This is a genomic window from Pelagibius sp., assembly GCF_028289705.1.
GTDB lineage: Bacteria > Pseudomonadota > Alphaproteobacteria > Kiloniellales > Kiloniellaceae > Pelagibius.
In genome coordinates, this window is the sequence record NZ_JANQOI010000089.1 from 1 (window position 1) to 22586 (window position 22586).

Below are 22586 nucleotides of genomic sequence, written 5' to 3' on the forward strand. Positions count from 1 at the left end.
TTCGACGAGGAGCGACGCGGCCGCGGGCCAAATGCGCCGGATCCCTTCGGGACGGGGCAGATATGCGCCAGGGCCGCGTCGCGGACGCCTTGTGGGGGATCCACCCCACGGCGCCGCCCGCTCCTAACCCTGGCGCATATCTGCTCCCGCCACGACGGCGAAATGAATCTCAACAGGCCCTGGGCCGCCCGCGATGATCTTCGATGCCTTCGAACGCCTGGTGGCGATGCGCTATCTCAGGGCGCGCAAGCAGGAAGGTCTGGTCTCCCTGATCGCTGCATTCTCGGTGATCGGCATTGCCATCGGCGTTGCGGCGCTGATCATCGTCATGGCGGTGATGAACGGCTTCCGCCAGGAACTGCTGTCCCGCATTCTTGGGGTGAACGGTCACTTGACGATCTTTGCCGACGGCGGCGGCATCACCGGCTACGACGATTTGGTCACCCGCCTGGCGGGCCTGGAGGGCGTGGTCTCGGTTTCCCCCCAGGTGCACGGCCAGGTCATGGTGACCGCCGATGGCGCGGCGACCGGCGCGCTGGTGCGCGGGATGAGCAGGGCCGATGTGCTCGACCGCCCGATCCTCGCCGACAACATCATCAGCGGCAGCCTCGACGACTACAAAGCCGACGACGGCATCCTCATGGGCTATCGCCTGGCCCGCCAGCTCGGCGTCCGGGTGGGCGATGCCGTGACCCTGGTTTCCCCCTCGGGCACGACGACGGTCATCGGCACCGTGCCGCGCCTGAAAACCTACAGCATCGCCGCCCTCTTTGACGTCGAGATGTACGAATACGACAACGGCTTCATCTACGCCCCCTTGGAGGCCGCGCAGCTTTTCTTCCGCCTGCCGGAGGCGGTGAACGCGGTGGAGGTTTTCGTCGGCAGCGCAGACGAGGCCTTGCCGGCCGGGCGCGCCATCCAGCGGGTCTTGGGCCCGGGGTTCCGGACCGTCGACTGGCAGCAGACCAACGCCAGCTTCTTCAACGCCATCCAGGTGGAACGCAACGTCATGGCAGTGATCCTCTCGCTGATCACCATCGTGGCGGCGCTGAACGTGATCTCCGGCCAGACCATGCTGGTGAAGGATAAGGGGCGCGACATCGCCATCCTGCGGACCATGGGCGCGACCCGCGGCATGATCATGCGCATCTTCCTGCTCAGCGGTGCCAGCGTCGGGGTGATGGGGACCGCCTTGGGGCTTGGGCTGGGCCTGGCCTTCGCCAGCAACATCGAGACCCTGCGCGAAGCCCTGCAGAACCTGACCGGCCGAACGATCTTCGACCCGGAGATCTACTTCCTGTCGAACCTGCCCGCCGAGGTCGACCCGACGGAAGTGGGGATCGTCCTGGCCTTCGCGCTGGTGCTTGCTTTCTTCGCGCCGCTCTATCCGGCCTGGCGGGCGGCGCGCCTCGATCCGGTCGAAGCGCTGCGCTATGAATGAAGGCGCCCCCATGGCGGTGAGCGCCGGGCATGGCCGCAATACCGTACAGAGCCTGGAACTGCGCGAGATCAAGCGGGTCTTCAGGCAGGGCCGCAGCGAGCTGGAGGTGCTCCACGACGCCTCCTTCACCGTCAACGCCGGGGAAATGGTGGCGCTGGTGGGCCCCTCCGGTGCCGGCAAGTCCACCCTGCTGCACATCGCCGGCCTGCTGGAACAGCCCGACGGCGGCGAGGTCTTCGTCGAGGGCGAGCCCTGTCTCGGACTGTCGGACAAAGCCCGCACCGCCCTGCGCCGGCAGTCCATCGGCTTCGTCTACCAGTACCACCATCTCCTGCCGGAGTTCTCGGCCCTGGAGAACGTGGTGCTGCCGCAGATGATCGCCGGCATCGGCCGTGCCAAGGCCCGGGATAGGGCAGCGCGGCTGCTGGACTCCGTCGGCCTGACGCCGCGGGCCGACCATCGCCCGGCGCGCCTCTCCGGCGGCGAGCAGCAGCGTGCGGCCATCGCCCGCGGGCTGGCCAACGATCCCAAGATCCTGCTGGCGGACGAGCCGACCGGCAACCTCGATCCCGATACCGCCGACGGTGTCTTCGACCGCTTGGCCGATCTGGTGCGCAAGGGCAGCCTGGCCGCCCTCATCGCGACCCACAACATGGACCTCGCGCAGCGCATGGACCGGGTGTTGCGGCTGGAGCACGGCCACATCATCGAGGCATAAGACGGCCGTCTGGCTGCGCTCCCGACTGCACGTTCTCGCTACGTGAGCCTCCGCGCGCAGCAAGGCGACTGAAGTCAGCGAACGACGCTGAAGGCGCTGGATGGCCCGCGCGCCCGGACATCATTGTATGCGGCGCGGCGCCATCTTGCTGACGCCGAGAATCCTAAAAGCCGCCACATTCCTGGAGGTAGAATACGTCGGGAACCAAGTCGTCGTTCGCGGGGAGGCAAAGAACATGAAATCATATCTCTGGTGGGCGGGCCCGCTTGCCTGTGCGTTGTCGCTGGCCGCATCCTTGCAAGGCGCACAGGCGGCAAGTCCCAGGGTGACGGAGGTCACACTCTCCTCGGCAGGCCTGGCCGAGATCCGTCAGCAGGCCACGGTTTCCGGCAACGACGTCGTCGAGCTGTCTGTTCCTCTGGACCAGGTAGACGACATCCTGAAGAGCCTTGTCATACACGATCCTAACGGGCGTGTAGCGTCCATCGGGCTTCCCGGGCGCGAACCGCTGTCGGAGGCTTTCCGCTACCTGCCCTTCGAGGAGTCCGACTTGGCGGACCTTCCATCGCTCCTCCAGGCCTTGCAGGGGCATAGGGTGACCGTGGAGGGCCGTGGGCAAGAAGCACACGGCCGCATCGTTGGAGTCCAGCGCCAGCGGGGTTCCGAGGGTGAGATTCGTCACCGCCTGACGTTGCTCTCCGAGGACGGAGTTGTCGACGCCTTCGTCGTGGAGACGGCCGATGCCATTACCTTCGACGATCCGGAGGTCAGGGAAATGCTCTCTTCGGCGCTCGCGGCAACGGAGCAGGCACGGGCTGCCGATGCGCGCAGTGTCGCGATCTCCCTCGAGGGCAGCGGCGAGCGCAGGGTCGAGCTGTCTTACGTGGTGGCCGCTCCCGTGTGGAAGACGGCGTACCGCCTCGTGCTACCGCAGGGAGACGGTGAGGCGAGGCTGCAAGGCTGGGCCGTGATCGAGAACATGACAGGGCACGATTGGGAGGGGGTGCGGCTCTCGCTTTCGTCTGGCCGGACGGTCGCGCTCCGGCAGGCCCTCTATGAAAGCTATCGGCTGCCGCGCCCCGAGATTCCCGTCACGGCCTTCGGTCAGGTGCTGCCGCGGCCCGACAGAGGTGCGCTGACGGCGGACGAGGCGCGGGTGCATGGTGGCGCCGCGTCCAGGGACCTGAAGGGTCCGCTGCTGGGCGCGCAGGAAGAGCTGTCGCTGAGCAGCGCGCGCATCGCCAACTTTACGGAGGCTCCTCGCGCTGAGTTGTCGTACGCAAGCCAGGATGCCGCGGCGAAGGAATCCATCACCGCAGTGCGCTTCGATTTCCCGCACCCGATGGATGTTCCTGCCGGTCACTCGCTGACCATTCCGTTCATTGATGACGTGTTTCCTTCGGAGCGTGTTTCGGTCTACCAGCCAGACGTCGACGAGGTTCACCCCATCGCCGCAGTGCGCATCCACAACGCAGGGGAGTCCTCCCTGCCGCCGGGTATTCTCACGTTATACGACGGCGCCGAGGGCTATGCGGGCGATGCTCAGTTCCTCGGAGCGGGCCCCGATGAGAGCCGCCTGCTGACCTTCGCTGTCGATCGAAAGGTGCGCATCACAGCGGAGCCACGCGGGGACGAGCGCCTGCGGACCGTCAGCGTGGTGGATGGCGTTCTGCGTGCCGAGAGCATGCGTAGAATCGTGACGGACTACACCGTTTACGGCGCAGCCGACGGCGAGCGGACAGTCGTGATCGAACATCCACGCCTGTCGGGGTGGACGGCGACCGTGACCGGAGGCGACCGGCAGGACACCTCATCGCACGTCCGCATCTCTGCGAAGGTACCCGCCGGAGGCAAGGCCGGTGTCACGGTGGTGGACGAGACGCCCAAGAGGAACCAGTACACACTGGACTCTCTGAGCCAGCGAGACTTGGTGGAGCTGTCGGGGCTGGTCGTAGGCGTGGACAACCGCCTCGCATCGGTTCTGGGCGAGATCTCAGCGCTCCAAGCCAAAGCAGCCGAGGCTAGGCGGGCCAGCCAGGCTGCAAGCAAGGACCTCGCCGACATCGCTGCCGACCAGGAACGGGTCAGGTCGAACCTTTCATCGGTACCGCCGGAGAGCGAGTTGGCGCGCCGCTACCTGACGCTGCTGGCCGAGCAGGAGGATCTGGTAGAGGCCGCGAAGGACGTACAGGCGGCCGCAGAATCCGACAGAGAGACGGCCGAGGCGCTCATCAGGCAAGCAGTGCGGAAGCTTTCCGAATAGCGGGCGGTCGTCTTTGCGGCACCTCCTGCAGCGTAGCGGGTGGGCGCGCTTGGGGGCGAGGCTGTTCGCTCCTGCGCCCTCGCGCCTCGTCGGGCCCAAGGTGATCCACGGGCGACTTACCCCCAGGAAACGTACTCTCTCCACACTCCTGGAGCCGTGACTCGACTCGCCATGGGAAGGCAGACTCGCTCCATGGCTCACGCTGATTTCGTTCATCTTCGCGTTCACTCCGCCTATTCCCTCTCCGAAGGCGCGATCAAACCCAAGGATCTGGTGAAGCTCTGCAGGGCACAGGCGATGCCCGCTGTCGCCGTCACCGACAGCGGCAATCTATTCGGCGCCCTGGAGTTTGCGCAGGAGGCCCAGAAGGCCGGCATCCAGCCTATCATCGGCTGCCAGCTCGCCATCAGCCGCGACGTCGGCGAACCGCGCAACGGCACGGCGCCGCCGCCCGACCCCCTGGTGCTGCTGGTTCAGAACGAGGCCGGCTATCAGAACCTGATGCGTCTGGTTTCCATCGCCTTCCTGGAGAGCGAACCCAGCGAGCCCGCCCAGGTGAGCCTTGATGTCCTCGCCGCCCATGGCGAAGGGCTGTTGGCCCTGACCGCCGGTGTGGCGGGCGCCCTCGGCCGCCTGCTCGCCGCGGGCCAGAGACCGGCGGCGGAAGCGCTGCTGGACCGGCTCCAGGCGATTTTCCCGGGCCGGCTCTACATCGAACTGCAGCGCCACGGCCGGCCGGAGGAAGCGGCGGTGGAGCCGGCCCTGCTGGACCTCGCCTACGCGCGCGATCTGCCCCTGGTGGCCACCAATGAAGCCTTCTTCCCATCGGCCGAGGACTACGAAGCCCACGACGCGCTGCTGTGCATCGCCGAAGGCGCCTACATCGCCGAGAGCGACCGGCGCCGGCTGACCCCGGATCACGCCTTCAAATCGGCCGCGGAGATGCGCGCTCTCTTCGCCGATCTGCCGGAAGCCATCGACAACACGCTGGCGGTGGCCCGGCGCTGCGCCTACTTCCCCGAGTTCGTGAAGCCCATCCTGCCGGCCTTCCCGACCTCTGAAGGGCGCAGCGAAGAAGAGGAGATGAGGGCCCAGTCGGAAGCGGGCCTGGAGAAGCGGCTGGAGGACCAGGTCTTCCCGGGCGTTGAAGCGGCCGAGCAGGAGGCGGTTGCGGCGCCCTACCGCGAACGCCTGGCCTTCGAGCTCAAGGTCATTCAGGAGATGGGCTTCGCCGGCTACTTCCTGATCGTCGCCGACTTCATCCAGTGGGCCAAGGCACGGAGCATTCCGGTGGGGCCGGGGCGCGGCTCGGGCGCCGGCTCGGTGGTTGCCTGGGCGCTCACCATCACCGACCTGGACCCCCTGCGCTTCGGCCTGTTGTTCGAGCGTTTCCTCAACCCCGAGCGCGTCTCGATGCCGGACTTCGACATCGACTTCTGCCAGGACCGCCGGGACGAGGTGATCCGCTACGTTCAGGACAAGTACGGCCGCGACCACGTGGCCCAGATCATCACCTTCGGAAAGCTGCAGGCCCGCGCCGCCCTGCGCGATGTCGGGCGGGTGCTGCAGATGCCCTATCCCCAGGTCGACCGCATCTGCAAGCTGGTGCCCAACAACCCGGCCAATCCGGTCTCCCTGCAGCAGGCCATCGACGGCGAGCCACGGCTGCAGGAGATGCGCCGCGAGGACGAGGCGGTGAGCCGGCTGATCACCATCGCCCTGCGCCTGGAGGGACTCTACCGCCACGCCTCCACCCACGCCGCGGGGGTGGTCATCGGCGATCGCCGGCTCGACAAGCTGGTGCCGCTCTACCGCGATCCGCGCTCCGACATGCCGGTGACCCAGTTCAACATGAAGTATGTGGAGCAGGCGGGGCTGGTGAAGTTCGACTTCCTGGGCCTGAAGACCCTGACGGTGCTGGTGCGCGCCTGCGAGTTGCTGGAACGGCGGGGCACGGCGGTGGACCTGGCTCATATCCCCCTCGACGACCGCACGACCTTCGAGATGATGAGCCGCGGCGATACCGTCGGCGTGTTCCAGTTTGAATCGTCGGGCATGCGTTCGCTGTTGCGCGAGGCCCGGGTCGACACCTTCGAAGACATCATCGCCCTGGTGGCGCTCTACCGCCCCGGGCCGATGGAGAACATCCCGAAGTACGTTGCTTGCAAATACGGCCGCGAGCAGCCGGAGGTCCTGCACGAGACCATCGAGCCGGTGGTGAAGGACACCTACGGGGTCATCATCTACCAGGAACAGGTGATGCAGATCGCCCAGGTCTTCGCCGGCTACTCCCTGGGCCAGGCGGACCTGCTGCGCCGGGCCATGGGCAAGAAGATCAAGGCGGAGATGCAGGCCCAGCGCGATACCTTTGTCGAGGGGGCCATGTCCAAGGGCGTGACCAAGGACCGCGCCTCCTATGTCTTCGACCTCGTCGACAAGTTCGCCGGCTACGGATTCAACAAGGCCCACTCGGCGGGCTATGCCCTGGTGGCCTACCAGACCGCCTATCTGAAGGCCAATCATCCGGTCGAATTCATCGCCGCTTCGATGACCTACGACATGGGCAACACCGATAAGCTGAACATCTTCCGCCAGGAGCTGCAGCGCCTCGGCATCGCCTTGTTGCCGCCCGACATCAATCGCTCGGAACGCGATTTTTCCGTTGAACTTCAACCCGATGGCAAGCCGGCGATCCGCTATGCCCTGGCCGCAGTGAAAAACGTCGGGGGTGCCGCCATGCAGGCTCTGGTCGAGGAGCGGCAGCGCGGCGGGCCCTTCCGGAGCCTGGCCGACGTCGCCCATCGGCTGGACGTGAAACAGATCAACAAGCGCCAGGTGGAGAACCTGGCCCGGGCCGGGGCCTTCGACGCCCTGGTGCCCAACCGGGCCCAGGTCTATCACGCCGCCGAGACCCTGGTGCGCCATGCCAGCGCCGCCGCCAGCGAACGGGAGAGCGCCCAGGTCAATCTCTTCGGCGACAGCAACGAGGCGACCACGGCGCCGCTGCCCCTGCCGCCGCTGGAAGACTGGTCGGGGATGGAGCGCCTCAAGCAGGAGTTCGACGCCGTCGGCTTCTATCTCTCGGCCCATCCGCTGGACTCCTACGGGCCGGTGCTGGAGAAGATGCAGGTCACGGGCAGCAGCGAGGTCTTGCATGGCGGGGCCTCCGGCCTGGTCACGATGGCGGGAATCGTCGACGGCAAGCGCGAGCTGAACAGCCGCAAGGGCAGCCGCATGGCCTTTGTTCAGTTCTCCGACGCCGCCGGGGTCTTCGAGGTGACGCTGTTTTCAGAGACCCTCGCCCAATCGCGGGACCTGCTTGACAGCGGGCAGCCCCTGCTGCTGAAGGTCTCGGTCGAGCAGCGCGGCGAGGAGGAGCCGCGGCTCACCGCCCAGTCGCTGGAGCCGCTGGACAACGCGGCGGCCCGCACCTCCAAGGGGCTGGACATTCATATGGCCAGCCAGGCGCCCCTGGACAGCTTGAAGACGCTGCTGGACCGCGAGGGCAGGGGCCGCGGCAAGGTGAAGCTGATCCTGGCGCTGGACGACGGGCAGGAAGTGGAGCTGGCCCTGGGCGGCGGCTACGCGCTGTCTCCGGCCACGCGCCGGGCCATCAAGGCGATTCCCGGGCTTGTCATGCAGGACCGCTGACCAGCCACCTCACCTGTGCCCGTCCCCCTCCTTGAACTCCCCAAGAGGAGCCGTCTAGGATGCAACCCCGGATAGTTTTGATGGCTGTGCCATGGTGATCATGCGGCGAACTTTAGGATTGCTGGTCCTGATGGCGGGACTGTGCGTGGCCCCAGGCATGGTGGCCGCCCAGACCGCTCCAACGGCGAAGATCGAAAAGGTCCGCGAGCTGTTTCTTGCTTCCCAGACTGAGACCCTGAAGCGGGGGCTCCATAGTTGGGCGACCATCGTCGTGACCATGGGATTCGCCGGGGCGGACCCTCCACCACCGGGCGAAGAAGTATTCCGGATCTTGGGCGAGGAGCTCGACCGGGCGCTTGCCCGGGAGTTGCCCACACTGGCAGATCAGGTGGCGGCCGTGTACGCCGATGCCTTCACCGAAGCGGAAATCGACGCAATCCTGGGCTCTCACGAGAGTCCAGCGGGTCAGAGCATGTCGGCCAAGATGCCGGCAGTGCGGGAGGAGACGAACAGGCTGGGCAAAGCCTGGGCGGATTCACTCATGAAAGGGTTGATAGAGTCTGTCTTTCAGCGCTTCCGCGAGAAGGGTTACGTACAGCAATAACTCTCGGAAGCTTGTAGCGCCGCCGCTGCCGGGGCCGCTTTGGCGACAGAGGGCCGAGTGGCAGGGGGCGGCCCTGTCGCTCAATTCTCCCGCCTTGAGATCGGTCGTGGAAATGTCATGGGGTTTCGCTAGACTGCCCAAAATGCAAGGGACGGGAGAATTCGATGCAGAAGCTTAAACGTTTAGCGATTGTCTTGATCATTGCCGTGCTCCCCGCCACCTACGCCGGGGCCGCTGGCGCCCAATCCGCCAAGGCCGAGAAGGCGCGGGAGCTGTTCCGGGTCTTTCAGGCCGAGGGAATGATGGAGCAGATGTTCGAGGCGGCCTTCGCCCAGATGAACACCATGACCCAGCAGATGCACCCGGAACTGCCCAGTGAGGTCAGTACCATCATTCATGACGAGGTTCTCGCCGTCCTTAAGGAGTCGATGCCGCTGCTGATCGACGAGGTGGCGGAGGTCTACGAGCGGGTCTTCACCGAGGAGGAGCTGGACGGGATGCTCGCCTTCTACAAGAGCCCAATCGGCCAGAGCATGATCAAGAAGATGCCGGCCATGATGGCCGAGACCGTGCAGATGAGCCAGCGCTGGGGCATGGCCCTGTTCCAGGACCTGCCCGGCAGGGTGGAGGAGCGCCTGCGGCAGGAGGGCTACGAGCTTTAGGATCAGCTGTCGGACGCCCGGGAAGGGCCGATTTCGCTTGATCTTCCCGCCCCAGGCAGCTATCACCGCGCCGATTTCAACCTCACACGCGGGCATTGCGGCTTGCGGGGAGACATCCCGCCCGTCGCTCCGGTGTCTGGAGACCTCCGGTTCCCGGGGGCTCGGATGACAGGTCCCGCGGTGGCATAACCGGAGAAGAACCCTATGGCGCTGCCAAGCCCGACCATGCGTCAGCTCCTGGAAGCTGGCGTCCACTTTGGACACACCACCCGCCGCTGGAACCCCCGGATGGCCCCCTTCATCTTCGGGGCCCGCAACGGCGTTCACATCATCGATCTCGAACAGAGCCTGCCGCTGCTGAACCAGGCCCTGGTCGCGGTGCGCGACATCACCGCCGCCGGCGGGCGTGTGCTCTTCGTCGGCACCAAGCGCCAGGCCAGCGAAAAGGTGGCCGAGGCCGCGAAGCGCTGCGGCCAGTACTACGTCAACCACCGCTGGCTCGGCGGCATGCTGACCAACTGGAAGACCATCTCCAACTCCATCAAGCGCCTGCGCAATGTCGAGGATCAGCTCGGCGAGGAACAGACCGGCCTCACCAAGAAGGAGCTTCTGAACCTGACCCGCGAGCGCGACAAGCTGGAGCGCGCCCTCGGCGGCATCAAGGAGATGGGTGGCCTGCCCGACGTGATCTTCGTCATCGACACCAACAAGGAGCACATCGCCGTCAAGGAGGCGTCGAACCTGAAGATCCCGGTGGTCGGCGTGCTCGATTCAAACTCCGACCCGGAGGGCGTCACCTTTCCGGTTCCCGGCAACGACGATGCCCTGCGGGCCATCAGCCTCTATTGCGATCTGATCGCCGATGCGGTGCTGGACGGCATTCAGGCGGAGTTGGTGGCCAGCGGCGCCGACGTCGGGACTGCCGAGGAGGCGCCGGCGGAGGCCCTGCCTGAGGCTGCCGACGAGAACGCCGGGCAGGCGGCTGCCCCGGAGGAGGCCAGTGAGGCCGCGCCGGAAGCTGCTGCCGAGGCGCCGGCCGAGGCTGCCGCTGAGGCTGCGCCCGAGGCCCCAGCGCCCGAGGCCCCGGCCGAGGCTGCCCAGCCGGAAGAGGCCGCCAAGGAGGCAGCGCCCGGGACCTAAGGGTACCCAATCGCAATTCTTAGTGGCCCCGGCCTGCGGCCCGGGGCGGCGAGGTCTCAAGTCAGTTGGGACACCAAGAGGAAGAGGTAAGTCATGGCTCAGATTTCCGCGGCGCTGGTCAAGGAGCTGCGCGAGTCCTCCGGTGCGGGGATGATGGACTGCAAGAAGGCATTGACCGAGACCGGAGGCGATCTGGACGCGGCGGTTGACTGGCTGCGCAAGAAGGGCCTGGCGGCTGCCGCCAAAAAGGCGGGCCGGGTCGCCGCCGAGGGGCTGGTGGGCGTCACCGCCGAGGGTACGCGTGGCGCGGTGGTCGAGGTGAACTCCGAGACCGACTTCGTTGCCCGCAATGAGTCGTTTCAGGGCTTCGTCAAAAGCTGCGCCGAAATCGCGCTCGGCAGCGGCGGCGATCTGGAGCAGACCAAGGCGGCGGGTTTTCCCGGCAGCGGCCATTCGGTCGCCGACGAGCTGACCAACATGATCGCCAAGATCGGCGAGAACATGAACCTGCGCCGCACGGCGGGGATTGCCGTCGATCAGGGTGTCGTCTGCTCCTACATCCACAATCAGACTGCGCCCGGGCTCGGCAAGATCGGCGTGCTGGTGGGCCTGGAGTCGGCAGGGGATGCGGAGAAGCTAAAGGTCCTCGGACGCCAACTGGCCATGCACGTGGCCGCTGCCCAGCCGCTGGCCGTCGACCGCGACGGCGTCGACGCCTCGGCGCTGGAGCGCGAGCGCGACGTGCTGAGCGAGCAGGCACGTGCCAGCGGCAAGCCCGAGGAGATCATCGAGAAGATGGTCCAGGGGCGCCTGCGCAAGTTCTATGAGGAGGTCTGCCTTCTGGAGCAGGTCTTCGTGATCGATGGCGAGAACAAGGTCAGCAAGGTGCTGGAGGCCGCGGCCAAGGACCTCGGTGCCGAGGTCAAGATCGCCGGCTTCCATCGGTTCCAGCTCGGCGAGGGCGTGGAGCGCGAGGAGACCGATTTCGCTGCCGAGGTGGCGGCGACCCTCGGCGGCTGAGGCCGGCCCTCCGGGCGATGTTCTGAAATTGATCCGGGCCGGAGGGTCCCGGGCCACTGGCGCGAATCCCTCCGGCGCATTACCATGTGCCGCCTTCCCAAGCGGAGGTCCCCTTCCCGCCAGGCTTCGCAGAGGCCCATGTCCGAGACGCAGACCCAGCTCAATCCCGTCCCGCGCTACAAGCGCGTCCTCCTGAAGATTTCCGGCGAAGCCCTGATGGGCGATCGGGACTACGGGCTCGACCCGGAGATGGTCGCGCAGATTGCCCGCGACGTGGCGGAGGTCCGTGCCCTCGGCGTTGACGTCTGCCTGGTGGTGGGCGGCGGCAACATCTTCCGTGGCGTCTCGGTGGCGGCGGCAGGGATGGAGCGGGCCTCGGCGGACTACATGGGGATGCTGGCCACCGTCATCAACGCGCTCGCACTGCAGAACGCGCTGGAGCAGATCGACGTCGACACGCGGGTACAGACCGCCATTCCCATGGACACCGTGGCCGAGCCTTACATCCGCCGGCGCGCGGAACGGCATATGGAAAAGGGCCGGGTGGTGATCTTCGCGGCGGGCACCGGCAATCCCTATTTCACCACCGATACCGCGGCGGCGCTGCGGGCCTCGGAGATGGGCTGCGACGTGCTGCTGAAGGGCACCAAGGTGGACGGCGTCTATGACGCGGACCCCGAGAAGACCCCGGGCGCGCAGCGCTTCGACAGCCTGGACTACATGCGGGTCCTGACGGACGACCTGGGGGTGATGGACCATGCCGCCATCTCTCTTGCCCGCGAAAACCAGATCCCTATCCTTGTCTTTTCCATCTACAGGCCCGGCGCCTTTGCCGAGGTGCTGTCGGGCAATGGCCGATTTACACTGGTGAAAGACGAGGACTGAACTGTGGCTGACCCAGACCTAAGCGATATCAAGCGCCGCATGGACGGTGCCATCGATGCGCTGCACAAGGAATTCGCCGGCTTGCGTACGGGCCGCGCGTCGGCGGGACTGTTGGAACCGATCACGGTGGAGGCCTATGGCGCCGCCACGCCCATGAACCAGGTCGGCAGCATCTCGGTGCCGGAGCCGCGCATGGTGACGGTTCAGGTCTGGGACCGCAGCCTGGTGGGGGCGGTGGAGCGGGCGATCCGCGATTCGGGTCTCGGCCTCAACCCGGCGACCGACGGGCAGTTGATCCGGGTTCCGATCCCGGCCCTGTCGGAAGAACGGCGTGTCGAGCTCACCAAGATCGCCGGCAAGTACGCCGAGCAGGCCCGCGTGGCGGTGCGCAACGTTCGCCGGGACGGCATGGAGATGCTGAAGAAGATGGAGAAGGACTCCGAGATCTCCAAGGACGAGCACCATCTCTGGTCGCAGGAGATCCAGGATATGACGGACAGTCATATCAAGAAGATCGACGAGACCTTCTCTCAGAAGGAGGAGGAAATCCTCCAGGTCTGAGCGCGATGGACTCTTCCCGCCTTCCTTCCGATCCGACCCTTCCCCGGCACGTGGCGATCATCATGGATGGCAACGGCCGCTGGGCGAAGGCGCGCGGCCTGCCACGGACACTGGGGCATCGGCAGGGGGCCGAGGCGGTCCGCCGCTGCATCACCGGGGCGATGGAGCTGGGCATTCCCAACCTGACGCTCTTCGGCTTTTCCTCCGAGAATTGGCGGCGGCCGATGAGCGAGGTGGACGACCTCATGGGGCTGCTGCGGCGCTATCTGCGCAGCGAACTGGCGGAACTTCACCAGAACGGCATCAGCCTCAGGATCATCGGCGAGCGGGCGCGCCTGCCCGACGATATCGTCCGCATGATCGACGATGCCGAAGCGCGCACCCGCGCGAACCAGCGCCTGAATCTGATCATTGCGCTCTCCTATGGCAGCCGCCAGGAGATCACAGCCGCTGCCCGGCGCCTGGCGGAACTGACGGCGTCGGGCGATCTGAAGCCGGAGGAGATCGACGAGGCGCGCTTCGCCGAGGGGCTGCTCACCGCGGGGATCCCGGACCCCGATCTGCTGATCCGCACCTCCGGGGAGCAGCGGCTAAGCAACTTCCTGCTCTGGCAGGCTGCCTACAGTGAGTTCGTTTTCGTGGACAAGCTCTGGCCCGACTTCGACAAGGGCGATTTTCTGGCCGCCGTCGAGGAGTACCAGCGACGCGAACGTCGCTACGGCACTGCCGCGGAATCTCAGTAAGAGCGCGGGTTTGCTGAAGACCCGCATTCTCTCGGCACTGGTCCTCGCCCCTCTGGTTCTCGCCGACATCTACGTCGGCGGCATCTGGCTCGATGCCCTGATGCTCCTCGTCGCCGGCCTTATGGGCTGGGAATGGGCGCGGCTGTGCGGGCAGGGCAGCCTGCCGTCGGCCGGCTATGCGGTGATCCTGGTGCTCGTCGGCGTGCCGCTGATGTTCGCTTTGGGCTTTTCCCAGCATGCGCTCCTGGAATTGCTGATCGGAACGGTTCTGGTCGCTCTGGTGAGCCTTATGGGCAGGCGCGCCCTGGTCCCCTGGCTTGTCGGCGGAACCTTCTACATCGGTCTGGCGGTTCTGGCGTTCCTCTGGCTGAGGGCGGTTCCCGATCAGGGGCGGGCCCTGGTGTTTTGGCTTCTCTTCGTGGTCTGGGCCGTGGACATCTGCGCCTACTTCGCCGGCCGCGGCATCGGCGGCCCGAAGCTGGCGCCGGCGATCAGCCCGAACAAAACCTGGGCCGGGCTGCTGGGCGGCATGGCCGGCGGTGCGTTGGTGAGTGCGGCGGCGGCTGATTGGCTGGGCTGGCCGTTCGCTGCGATGCTGGCCGCCGGTGCAGCGCTTGCGGTTGTGGCCCAGGCAGGTGACCTTTTGGAGTCCTGGTGCAAGCGCCGCTTTGGCGTGAAGGATTCCAGTCACATAATCCCGGGACATGGTGGTATCTTGGACCGCGTGGACGGGTTGCTGGCGGTCCTTCCGGTGGTTTTCGCATTCGTTTGGTTCTTGGAGGTTCGCGGCTGAGATGTCCTTGGCTACCCCCAGTATAAAGACGGCAACGCAACCGCGGCGCCTGTCGATCCTTGGCTCCACAGGCTCCATCGGCTGCAGCACCTTGGATCTGGTGGCGCGCAACCCGGAGGCCTTCGAGATCGAGGCCCTCACGGCCAATCGCTCGGTCTCCCGCCTGGCGGTTCAGGCCAAGCGCTTTGGTGCACGCCAGGCGGTGGTGGCGGACGAGTCCTGCTATGCCGATCTGAAGGAGGCGCTGAGCGGGACCGGGATCGAGGTGGCAGCCGGCCCCGCTGCGGTGGCCGAAGCCGCCGCCCGGCCGGCGGACTGGGTGATGGCGGCCATCGTCGGCGCGGCGGGGTTGCAGCCGACCCTGGCGGCGGTTCGCCAGGGCAGCGTGATCGGCCTGGCCAACAAGGAAACCCTTGTCTGTGCCGGCGCTCTCATGACCGCCGAAGTCGCCGCCCACAGCGCACAGCTGCTGCCCGTCGATTCCGAGCACAACGCCATCTTTCAGGTTCTGGACCTCGACCAGCCGGACAAGGTGGACCGCCTGATTCTCACCGCTTCGGGCGGGCCGTTCCGCACCTTCAGCCGCGATGAGATGGCCGCCGTCACGCCGGCCCAGGCGGTGGCGCATCCCAACTGGGACATGGGGGCGAAAATCTCAGTCGATTCCGCCAGCATGATGAACAAGGGCCTGGAACTGATCGAGGCCCACTACCTCTTCGACATGGCGGAGGACCGCATCGACATCCTGGTGCATCCGCAGTCGGTGATTCACTCCCTTGTCGCCTACGTCGACGGATCGGTGCTGGCGCAGCTTGGGCAGCCCGACATGCGCACGCCCATCGCCTATGCACTGGCCTGGCCCGAGCGTATGGCAACCCCGGTTGAGCGCCTCGATCTCGCCGCCATTGGCCGGCTCGACTTCGAGCCGCCGGACGAAGAGCGCTTTCCCGCCCTGCGGCTGGCCCGGGCGGCCCTGCGCGCCGGGGGAACGGCCCCCACCACGCTGAACGCAGCGAACGAGGAAGCGGTGGCAGCCTTCCTTGACGAGCGTCTCGATTTCATCGGGATCGCCGCGGTGGTGGAGGAGACCCTTGAGGCACATCCCAGCCGGCCTCTGGCCAGCCTGGAGGAGGTGGCGTCGGCCGATGCGGCGGCCCGGGGAACCGCGCGCCGGCTGCTTGAACAACGGGGCAGGGAGCCCTAAGTCCTTTTCTTGACAAGCGTTTTGGGGTATCACCGTCCGTCCCCGCGGCCACTTGGCCGTGGCGACGAGACGCCCGGAAATCGTCTGGCCAGCGACTGGCTAAAGCTCAGAATCAAGCTTAGGATCGTGCTTTAAGTTATGGATTTTTCTGGCGGCCTCTACGGCTTCGGTATCCCGTTTCTCGTCATCCTCACGGCCCTGGTGTTCGTCCATGAGCTTGGCCACTACCTGGTGGCGCGGTGGAACGGGGTGCGCGTGGAGGTCTTCTCCATCGGTTTCGGCCCGGAGATCTTCGGCTGGACCGACAAGGCGGGCACGCGCTGGAAGTTCAGCCTGATCCCGCTCGGCGGCTATGTGAAGATGTTCGGTGACGCCAACGCCGCCAGCATGCCCTCGGAGGAAAACTCGTCGCTCAGCGAGGCGGAGCGGGCGGTGGCCTTTCCCTACAAGCGCCTCAGCCAGCGTACCTGGATCGTCGCGGCGGGGCCGCTCGCCAACTTCCTCTTCGCCATCGTCATCCTCGCCGGGCTTTTCAGCATCGTCGGTCAGCCCTTCACGCCGGCCGTGGTCGGCCAGGTGGTTCCGGGCTCGGCGGCGGAAGCGGCCGGCTTCGAGCCGGGCGACAAGATCACGGCGGTCAACGGCCAGGGCGTGGCGCGCTTCGAGGAGCTGCAGCGGATCGTCGGTCTGCGCCCCGAGGAACCCCTGGAAATCACTATGCTGCGCGACGGCCAGGAGATGCAGCTCATCGCCACGCCTGAGCGTGTCGAGACCGAGAACAGTCTCGGCGAGAAGCACGAGATCGGCCGGATCGGGATCCAGCGCAGCGGTAGCGAGTTCACGCGCCATGATCCCCTGACGGCGGTCTGGCAAGCCACGCGTGAGACAATCTCCATTATCAATCAAACCTTTACCGCTCTCGGCCAGATCATCCGGGGCGACCGTGGCGCCGACGAACTGGGCGGCCCGATCCGCATCGCCCAGCTTTCCGGTCAGGTGGCCGAACACGGCATTCCCCAGGCCATCTTCTTTGCCGCGGTGCTGTCCATCAATCTCGGCCTGATCAACCTGTTTCCGGTGCCGATGCTCGATGGTGGCCATCTTTTGTTCTATGCAATCGAGGCCCTGCGCGGACGTCCGTTAGGAGAGAGAGCCCAAGAATACGGTTTCCGGATTGGGCTGGCTCTGGTATTGACGTTAATGGTTTTTGTGACGTGGAATGATCTTCTACGCTTTGAGACTTTGGTGAATTTTGTCAAAGGCCTGGTCACCTAAACGCACCAGCGCCACCGGGGGAGAGGAACAGGATAAAGTGGGTCGCGGACGGTCTTTCGTCATCGTTTTGGCATGCCTGCTGTCCGCCGCGGCCTGGCTCAGCATCTCCGCACCCTCGATTGCCCAATCCCTGCTCTCCGGCGGGCGCATCGATTCCATTCGCGTCGAGGGTACGCAGCGCATCGAAGCGGCAACGGTGCGCTCCTACATGCGGGTCAACCCCGGCGACCCCTTCGATCCGGTGCGCCTCGACCGTTCACTGAAGAATCTTTTCGCCACCGGCCTGTTCGCGGACGTGAACCTGCGCCGCGAAGGCAATGTGCTGATCGTCGTCGTGGCCGAGAACCCGATCGTCAACCGCATCGCGTTCGAAGGCAACCGGCGGATCGACGACGAGACCCTGCAGCAGGAGATCGAGCTGCGCCCGCGTGTGGTCTTCACCCGCACCAAGGTGCAGAGCGACACCAACCGCATCCTCGAAATCTATCGCCGCTCCGGGCGCTTCGCGGCGACCGTCGAGCCCAAGGTCATTCAGCTCGAACAGAACCGCGTCGATCTCGCCTTCGAGATCAGCGAGGGGCCGCTGACCAGCATCCGCTCCATCAACTTCATCGGCAACAAGGAGTTCTCGGACTCCACGCTGCGCGACGAGGTCACGACCTCCGAAGCTTCGTTCTGGAACTTCTTCACCAACACCGATACCTACGATCCCGACCGGCTGACCTTCGACCGCGAGCTGCTGCGCCGCTTCTACCTCAACGAGGGCTATGCCGATTTCCGCGTGGTCTCGGTGGTGGCGGAGCTGACGCCGGACAATCAGGACTTCATCGTCACCTTCACCGTCGACGAGGGGCCGCGCTACCGCTTCGGGGTGATCGGTCTGGAGACCACGCTGCGCAACCTCGATCCGGAGACGTTGCGCGGCGAAGTCACGACCTTCGAGGGCGACTGGTACGACGCCAGCGAGGTGGACAAGACCATCGAGGCGCTGACCGAGGCCGTCGGCGATTTCGGCTTCGCCTTTGTCGACATTCGCCCGCGGGTCCAGCGCGACCGCGAAAACCTCACCATCGACATCGTCTTCGACATTCAGGAGGGCCCCAAGGTCTTCGTCGAACGGATCGATATCGAAGGCAATTCGCGCACCCTGGACCGCGTGATTCGCCGGGAATTCCGCCTGGTCGAGGGCGACGCCTTCAACACCTCGAAGCTGCGCCGCTCCCGCCAGCGGGTGCAGAACCTGGGCTTCTTCAAGACCGTGACCGTGGAGAACGAACCGGGCAGCGCGCCCGACCGAACGGTGGTCAAGGTCGAGGTCGAAGAGCAGTCGACCGGCGATCTGACCTTCGGTGCCGGTTTCTCCTCCGCCGACGGCCCCATCGGCAACATCGGCATTCGCGAACGCAACCTGCTCGGCCGCGGCCAGGATCTGCGCCTCGGCTTTACCTTGGCCGGCGAAGCCTCGGAAATCGATTTCAGCTTCACCGAACCCTACTTCCTCGACCGAAACCTGGCGGCCGGTCTCGACCTGTTCCGCACCACCGATGACCGCGACGACGAAAGCTCGTTCGAGGAGGAGCGTCTCGGCGGATCGATCCGCGCGGGGTTCAATCTGACCGAAAACATTCGCAACGTGGTACGCTACACCATCGAGAACCGCGACATCACCGATGTGGACAGCGACGCGTCGCTGCTGGTGCGCTCCGAAAAGGGCGCGACGCTGCGTTCCAGTGTCAGCAACGAACTGACCTACGATAGCCGGGACTCCCGCTTCGATCCGCGCGAGGGCATCATCGGCCGCCTGCGCACCGAGGTGGCGGGCCTCGGCGGCGATGTCGAGTTCCTCAAGACCTCCGTCAACGGGGGTTACTTCTACACGATCTTCGAGGACTACACGGCCAGCCTCAGAGGCTCCGCGGGCACCATCGTGGGGCTCGGCGAAGACACACGAATCTCGGACCGCTTTTTCCGCGGTGGCAACAACCCGCGCGGCTTCGAGTTCGGCGGCATAGGGCCACGTGACCGCACCACCGGGGACGCCCTGGGCGGCAAGCACTTCTATACCGGCACCGTCGAGATGTCCTTTCCCATGTCGCTGCCCTTCGATCTCGATGTCCGCGGGCGCCTCTTCACCGATTTCGGCGCCGCGTGGGATCTGGATGAGAACAGCATTCCGGTCGTGGTAGAGGATTCCAGCTCGCCGCGTGTTACCGTAGGCACCGGTGTGTCGTGGAATTCACCCTTTGGACCGGTGATCCTCGACCTTGGATTTGCCGTCGTCAAAGAGGATTTCGACGAGACGGAGATCCTGAGCTTCAGCTTCGGAACGCAGTTCTAAGACCCATGACAGTCTCAAGGTGCCGGTCATTGCACCTCGTCGCAGCGCTGGTGCTGGCCATAGCCCTGCCGGCCGTGGCCCAGGCGCAGAGCAGCCGCGCCCCGCTGGTCGGGGTGATCGATATTCAGGCCGTGCTGCGCGAGTCCGTCGCCGTGAAGGCCTTGGCCCAGCGGATCGAGGCCGCGCGCCAGACCGCCCAACAGGCCCTTGTCAGCCGCGAGGACTCGTTGCGGGCCGCGGACCTGGATCTGGCGCAAAGACGCCCCCAGCTTGCGGAGGAGGACTATACGCGCGAACGCGGCGATCTGGAGGCGGAAGGGATCGCGCTGCAGCGGGAGATGCAGGCCGAACGGCGCCGGCTGGACCAGCTTTTCAACCAGGGCATGGCGGAGGTGCAGCAGGTCCTGCTGGCGATCTCCCAGGAGATCGCCCTCGAGCGCGAGCTTGATCTGGTCTTGGCGAAGACCACGGTGATCATCGTCAAACCGGAGTTCGACCTCACGGAGGAAGCCCTGAAAAGGCTGAACACGAGGCTTACCGATGTTTCCTCACCGGTTCCGGCCAACTAGACTCCCGTCGAGTCCGTCGGCATCAACCCGCCCGGGCGCGCCCCGCCATACCCGGCAGCCGGCGCCCGCATCTCTCCCCGGGGGCAAGGGAATACATGAAGATAGGTCATGGCAGATAGCCGTTTTTTCCAGGTTGCCGGCCCGTTCACGCTAGCGGATCTGGCCCAGATCGGCGAAGCGCAACTGCAGCCCGGTGCCGATCCCGACAGGGTGTTCTCCGACGTGGCACCGCTCGATGCAGCGGGGCCGGAGCAGGTGGCTTTTCTCGACAACCGGCGCTATGTCAGCCAGTTCACCGAGAGCGGGGCCGGCGCCTGCGTCGTCGACCCGGAGTTTGCCGGGCGCGCGCCCTCCGGCATGCAACTCCTTCTGAGCGAGCGTCCCTACCGGAGCTACGCCAAGATCGCCCAGGCGTTCTATCCGCCGCAGCAGGGCGAAGCCGGTATCCATCCGACAGCCCACGTCGACCCCACCGCAAGCGTCGGCGAGGGCAGCATCCTCGGCCCCGGCGCCGTCATCGGCCCCCGGGCGAAGGTCGGCAGGAACTGTCGGATCGAGGCCAATGCGGTGATCGGCGAGGCGGTCGAGATCGGCGACGGCACCTCGGTCGGCCCCACGGCGACGCTGGCCTACTGCCTGGTGGGCCGGGCCTGCCAGATCCATGCCGGCGTCAGAATCGGCTCCCGCGGCTTCGGCTTCTCCATGGACCCGGAGGGTTTCGTCGATGTGCCCCAGTTGGGTCGCGTCCTGATTGAAGATGGGGTGGAAATAGGTGCAAATTCCACGATCGACCGGGGCGCCGGTCCCGATACGGTGATCGGCGCTGGGGCGAAGATTGATAATCTTGTACAGATCGGGCACAACGTGCGCATTGGCCGTGGCTGCGTGCTTGTGGCTCAATCTGGAGTCGCCGGAAGCTCGACGTTGCAGGATTTTGTGGCGGTTGCTGCCCAGGCGGGAATCTCAGGTCATCTGAAGATCGGAGCCGGAGCCCGGATTGGCGCCAAGGCCGGCGTGATGCGTGACGTGCCCGGGGGGGTATCCGTGCTTGGAAGTCCGGCGCGGCCGGTCCGTGAGTTCTTTCGGTTGTGCGCGATCTGGGAGCGGCAGCTGAAAGCAAGAGGCAGGAACAAGGATGAGTGAAGACATAGAAACCAAAGAAGGCACTGCGAGCCTCGACGTGCAGGAGATCATGGCGCTCCTGCCGCACCGTTATCCCTTTCTCATGATCGACCGGGTCGAAGACATCGTCCTCAACGAGAGCGCAATCGGCATCAAGAACGTCACCATCAACGAACCCTTTTTCCAAGGCCACTTTCCGGAAAGAGCGGTCATGCCCGGTGTCTTGATCGTCGAGGCTATGGCCCAGACTGCGGCGGCGCTGGTAATGCACACCCTGGGTGCTGATGCCTATGGCAAGCCGGTCTACTTCATGACCGTCGACGACGCGCGCTTTCGCAAGCCGGTGGTTCCCGGCGACGTCCTCAAGATCCATGTCGAGCGCGTGCACAACCGGCGCAATGTCTGGAAGTTTTCGGGCCAGGTGAAGGTCGATGGGACGCTGGTGGCCAACGCCACCTATTCCGCGATGATCGTGGGCTACTGATGCCCGGTATCCATCCGACCGCGATCGTCGATCCGGCCGCGAAGATTGCAGAGGGTTGCCAGATCGGCCCCTATTGCGTGGTCGGCCCCGATGTCTCCCTCGCCGAAGGTGTGGAGTTGCGAAGCCACGTGGTCGTGGAGGGGCGGACGACCATCGGTGCGCGCACCAGGATCTTTCCCTTCAGTTCGATCGGCCAGATCCCGCAGGATCTGAAGTACCACGGCGAAGCAGCCGAGCTGCGGATCGGCGCGGACAACATCATCCGCGAACAGGTCACCATGAACATCGGCACCGAAGGCGGCGGCATGCTGACGGAAGTCGGCGACGGTTGCCTGTTCATGGTCGGCGCCCATGTCGCCCACGATTGCCGGATCGGCAACCGCGTCATCATGGCCAACAACGCCACCCTGGCCGGCCATGTGGTGCTGGAGGACTACGCCATCCTCGGCGGCCTCTCGGCGGTTCAGCAGTTCGTGCGCGTCGGCCGCAATGCCATGCTGGGCGCCATGGCGGGTGCGAAGCAGGACGTCATCCCCTTCGGCATGGTCATGGGTCGTCCCGGGAAACTCAGCGGCCTCAATCTCGTCGGCCTGAAGCGGGCCGGTGTCGAGGGCAAGGAAATCCAGTCCCTGATGAAGGCCTACGACCGCCTCTTTGCCGAGGGCGGTACCCTGAACGAACGCGTGGACGCGGTCGAGCAGTCCTTCGGCGGCCAACAGACGGTCGATGCCCTGCTGCTGTTCCTGCGGGCGGAGGGCTCCGGGCCCATCATGCAGCCGGAAGACGAGTGATGGCCGGGCCGCTGGGCATTCTGGCTGGCGGCGGACATCTTCCTCGCCGGCTCGTCGAGCTCTGCCAGTCGAGCGGCCGCGGTGCCTTCGTGGTCGCGGTCGAGGGCAACACCGAGCCCACGACGGTGGAGGGGGTCGATCACCTCTGGATCAAGCTGGGACAGTCCAAGCGGGTGTTGGATGCGCTGCGCGAGGCCGGGGCCTCCGAGCTGGTCCTGATCGGGCCGGTCAAGCGCCCAACCCTCGCCGACCTGCGGCCCGATGCCTATACCTTGAAGGCGCTCACCAAGATCGCCTTCAACAGCCTGGGCGACGACGGTCT

The 22586-nt window shown here is 65.8% G+C and carries 19 protein-coding genes and 1 pseudogene; all 20 read left to right on the forward strand.

The window, feature by feature from the left end; genetic code table 11:
* Positions 1-193 precede the first annotated feature (193 nt).
* Positions 194-1441, forward strand: a complete 1248-nt coding sequence (locus Q0996_RS11850; RefSeq protein WP_299619518.1) for a lipoprotein-releasing ABC transporter permease subunit — start codon at positions 194-196, stop codon at positions 1439-1441.
* Complete coding sequence (locus Q0996_RS11855; protein ID WP_322096696.1) at positions 1434-2159, forward strand: ABC transporter ATP-binding protein; 726 nt, start codon at positions 1434-1436, stop codon at positions 2157-2159. Before Q0996_RS11850 ends, Q0996_RS11855 begins: the two co-directional genes overlap by 8 nt.
* A gap of 235 nt (positions 2160-2394) precedes the next feature.
* The gene (locus Q0996_RS11860) at positions 2395-4422 is read left to right on the forward strand and encodes a DUF4139 domain-containing protein (protein ID WP_299619521.1); all 2028 of its coding nucleotides are present in this window, start codon (positions 2395-2397) and stop codon (positions 4420-4422) included.
* Between the two features lie 192 nt (positions 4423-4614).
* Positions 4615-8073, forward strand: coding sequence for a DNA polymerase III subunit alpha (dnaE, locus tag Q0996_RS11865; RefSeq protein ID WP_299619524.1), 3459 nt, complete (start codon positions 4615-4617; stop codon positions 8071-8073).
* A 91-nt stretch (positions 8074-8164) separates the two neighbouring features.
* A complete protein-coding gene (locus tag Q0996_RS11870; RefSeq protein WP_299619527.1) occupies positions 8165-8677 on the forward strand; it encodes a DUF2059 domain-containing protein in 513 nt (170 codons plus the stop codon).
* A gap of 164 nt (positions 8678-8841) precedes the next feature.
* Positions 8842-9339 carry a DUF2059 domain-containing protein gene (locus Q0996_RS11875; protein WP_299619530.1) on the forward strand — a complete coding sequence of 166 codons (498 nt, stop codon included), beginning with the start codon at positions 8842-8844 and terminating at the stop codon, positions 9337-9339.
* A gap of 204 nt (positions 9340-9543) precedes the next feature.
* Positions 9544-10479, forward strand: coding sequence for a 30S ribosomal protein S2 (rpsB, locus tag Q0996_RS11880; protein ID WP_299619532.1), 936 nt, complete (start codon positions 9544-9546; stop codon positions 10477-10479).
* 93 nt (positions 10480-10572) lie between these two features.
* Positions 10573-11499, forward strand: a complete 927-nt coding sequence (gene tsf / locus Q0996_RS11885; protein WP_299619535.1) for a translation elongation factor Ts — start codon at positions 10573-10575, stop codon at positions 11497-11499.
* A 138-nt stretch (positions 11500-11637) separates the two neighbouring features.
* On the forward strand, positions 11638-12384 hold the full coding sequence (gene pyrH / locus Q0996_RS11890) for a UMP kinase (RefSeq protein WP_299619537.1): 747 nt from the start codon (positions 11638-11640) through the stop codon (positions 12382-12384).
* 39 nt (positions 12385-12423) lie between these two features.
* Positions 12424-12945 carry a ribosome recycling factor gene (gene frr, locus Q0996_RS11895; protein WP_322096698.1) on the forward strand — a complete coding sequence of 174 codons (522 nt, stop codon included), beginning with the start codon at positions 12424-12426 and terminating at the stop codon, positions 12943-12945.
* 62 nt (positions 12946-13007) lie between these two features.
* Entirely contained in the window at positions 13008-13688 is a 681-nt protein-coding gene (locus Q0996_RS11900) for an isoprenyl transferase (RefSeq protein WP_322096697.1), read from the forward strand.
* 10 nt (positions 13689-13698) lie between these two features.
* Entirely contained in the window at positions 13699-14481 is a 783-nt protein-coding gene (locus tag Q0996_RS11905) for a phosphatidate cytidylyltransferase (protein WP_299619546.1), read from the forward strand.
* A 1-nt stretch (position 14482) separates the two neighbouring features.
* Entirely contained in the window at positions 14483-15685 is a 1203-nt protein-coding gene (locus Q0996_RS11910; RefSeq protein ID WP_299619549.1) for a 1-deoxy-D-xylulose-5-phosphate reductoisomerase, read from the forward strand.
* Between the two features lie 138 nt (positions 15686-15823).
* A complete protein-coding gene (gene rseP, locus Q0996_RS11915; RefSeq protein ID WP_299619552.1) occupies positions 15824-16960 on the forward strand; it encodes an RIP metalloprotease RseP in 1137 nt (378 codons plus the stop codon).
* A 37-nt stretch (positions 16961-16997) separates the two neighbouring features.
* Positions 16998-19298, forward strand: a complete 2301-nt coding sequence (bamA, locus tag Q0996_RS11920; RefSeq protein ID WP_299619554.1) for an outer membrane protein assembly factor BamA — start codon at positions 16998-17000, stop codon at positions 19296-19298.
* 29 nt (positions 19299-19327) lie between these two features.
* Entirely contained in the window at positions 19328-19867 is a 540-nt protein-coding gene (locus tag Q0996_RS11925; RefSeq protein WP_299619557.1) for an OmpH family outer membrane protein, read from the forward strand.
* Between the two features lie 108 nt (positions 19868-19975).
* Positions 19976-21010, forward strand: coding sequence for a UDP-3-O-(3-hydroxymyristoyl)glucosamine N-acyltransferase (gene lpxD / locus Q0996_RS11930; RefSeq protein ID WP_299619560.1), 1035 nt, complete (start codon positions 19976-19978; stop codon positions 21008-21010).
* Positions 21003-21473, forward strand: a complete 471-nt coding sequence (gene fabZ, locus Q0996_RS11935; protein WP_299619563.1) for a 3-hydroxyacyl-ACP dehydratase FabZ — start codon at positions 21003-21005, stop codon at positions 21471-21473. The genes lpxD and fabZ overlap by 8 nt, the downstream gene beginning before the upstream one ends.
* The gene (lpxA, locus tag Q0996_RS11940; RefSeq protein ID WP_299619566.1) at positions 21473-22264 is read left to right on the forward strand and encodes an acyl-ACP--UDP-N-acetylglucosamine O-acyltransferase; all 792 of its coding nucleotides are present in this window, start codon (positions 21473-21475) and stop codon (positions 22262-22264) included. The genes fabZ and lpxA overlap by 1 nt, the downstream gene beginning before the upstream one ends.
* Positions 22264-22586, forward strand: a pseudogene (locus Q0996_RS11945) (LpxI family protein); the annotation flags it as partial. The gene lpxA and the pseudogene Q0996_RS11945, both read left to right, overlap by 1 nt.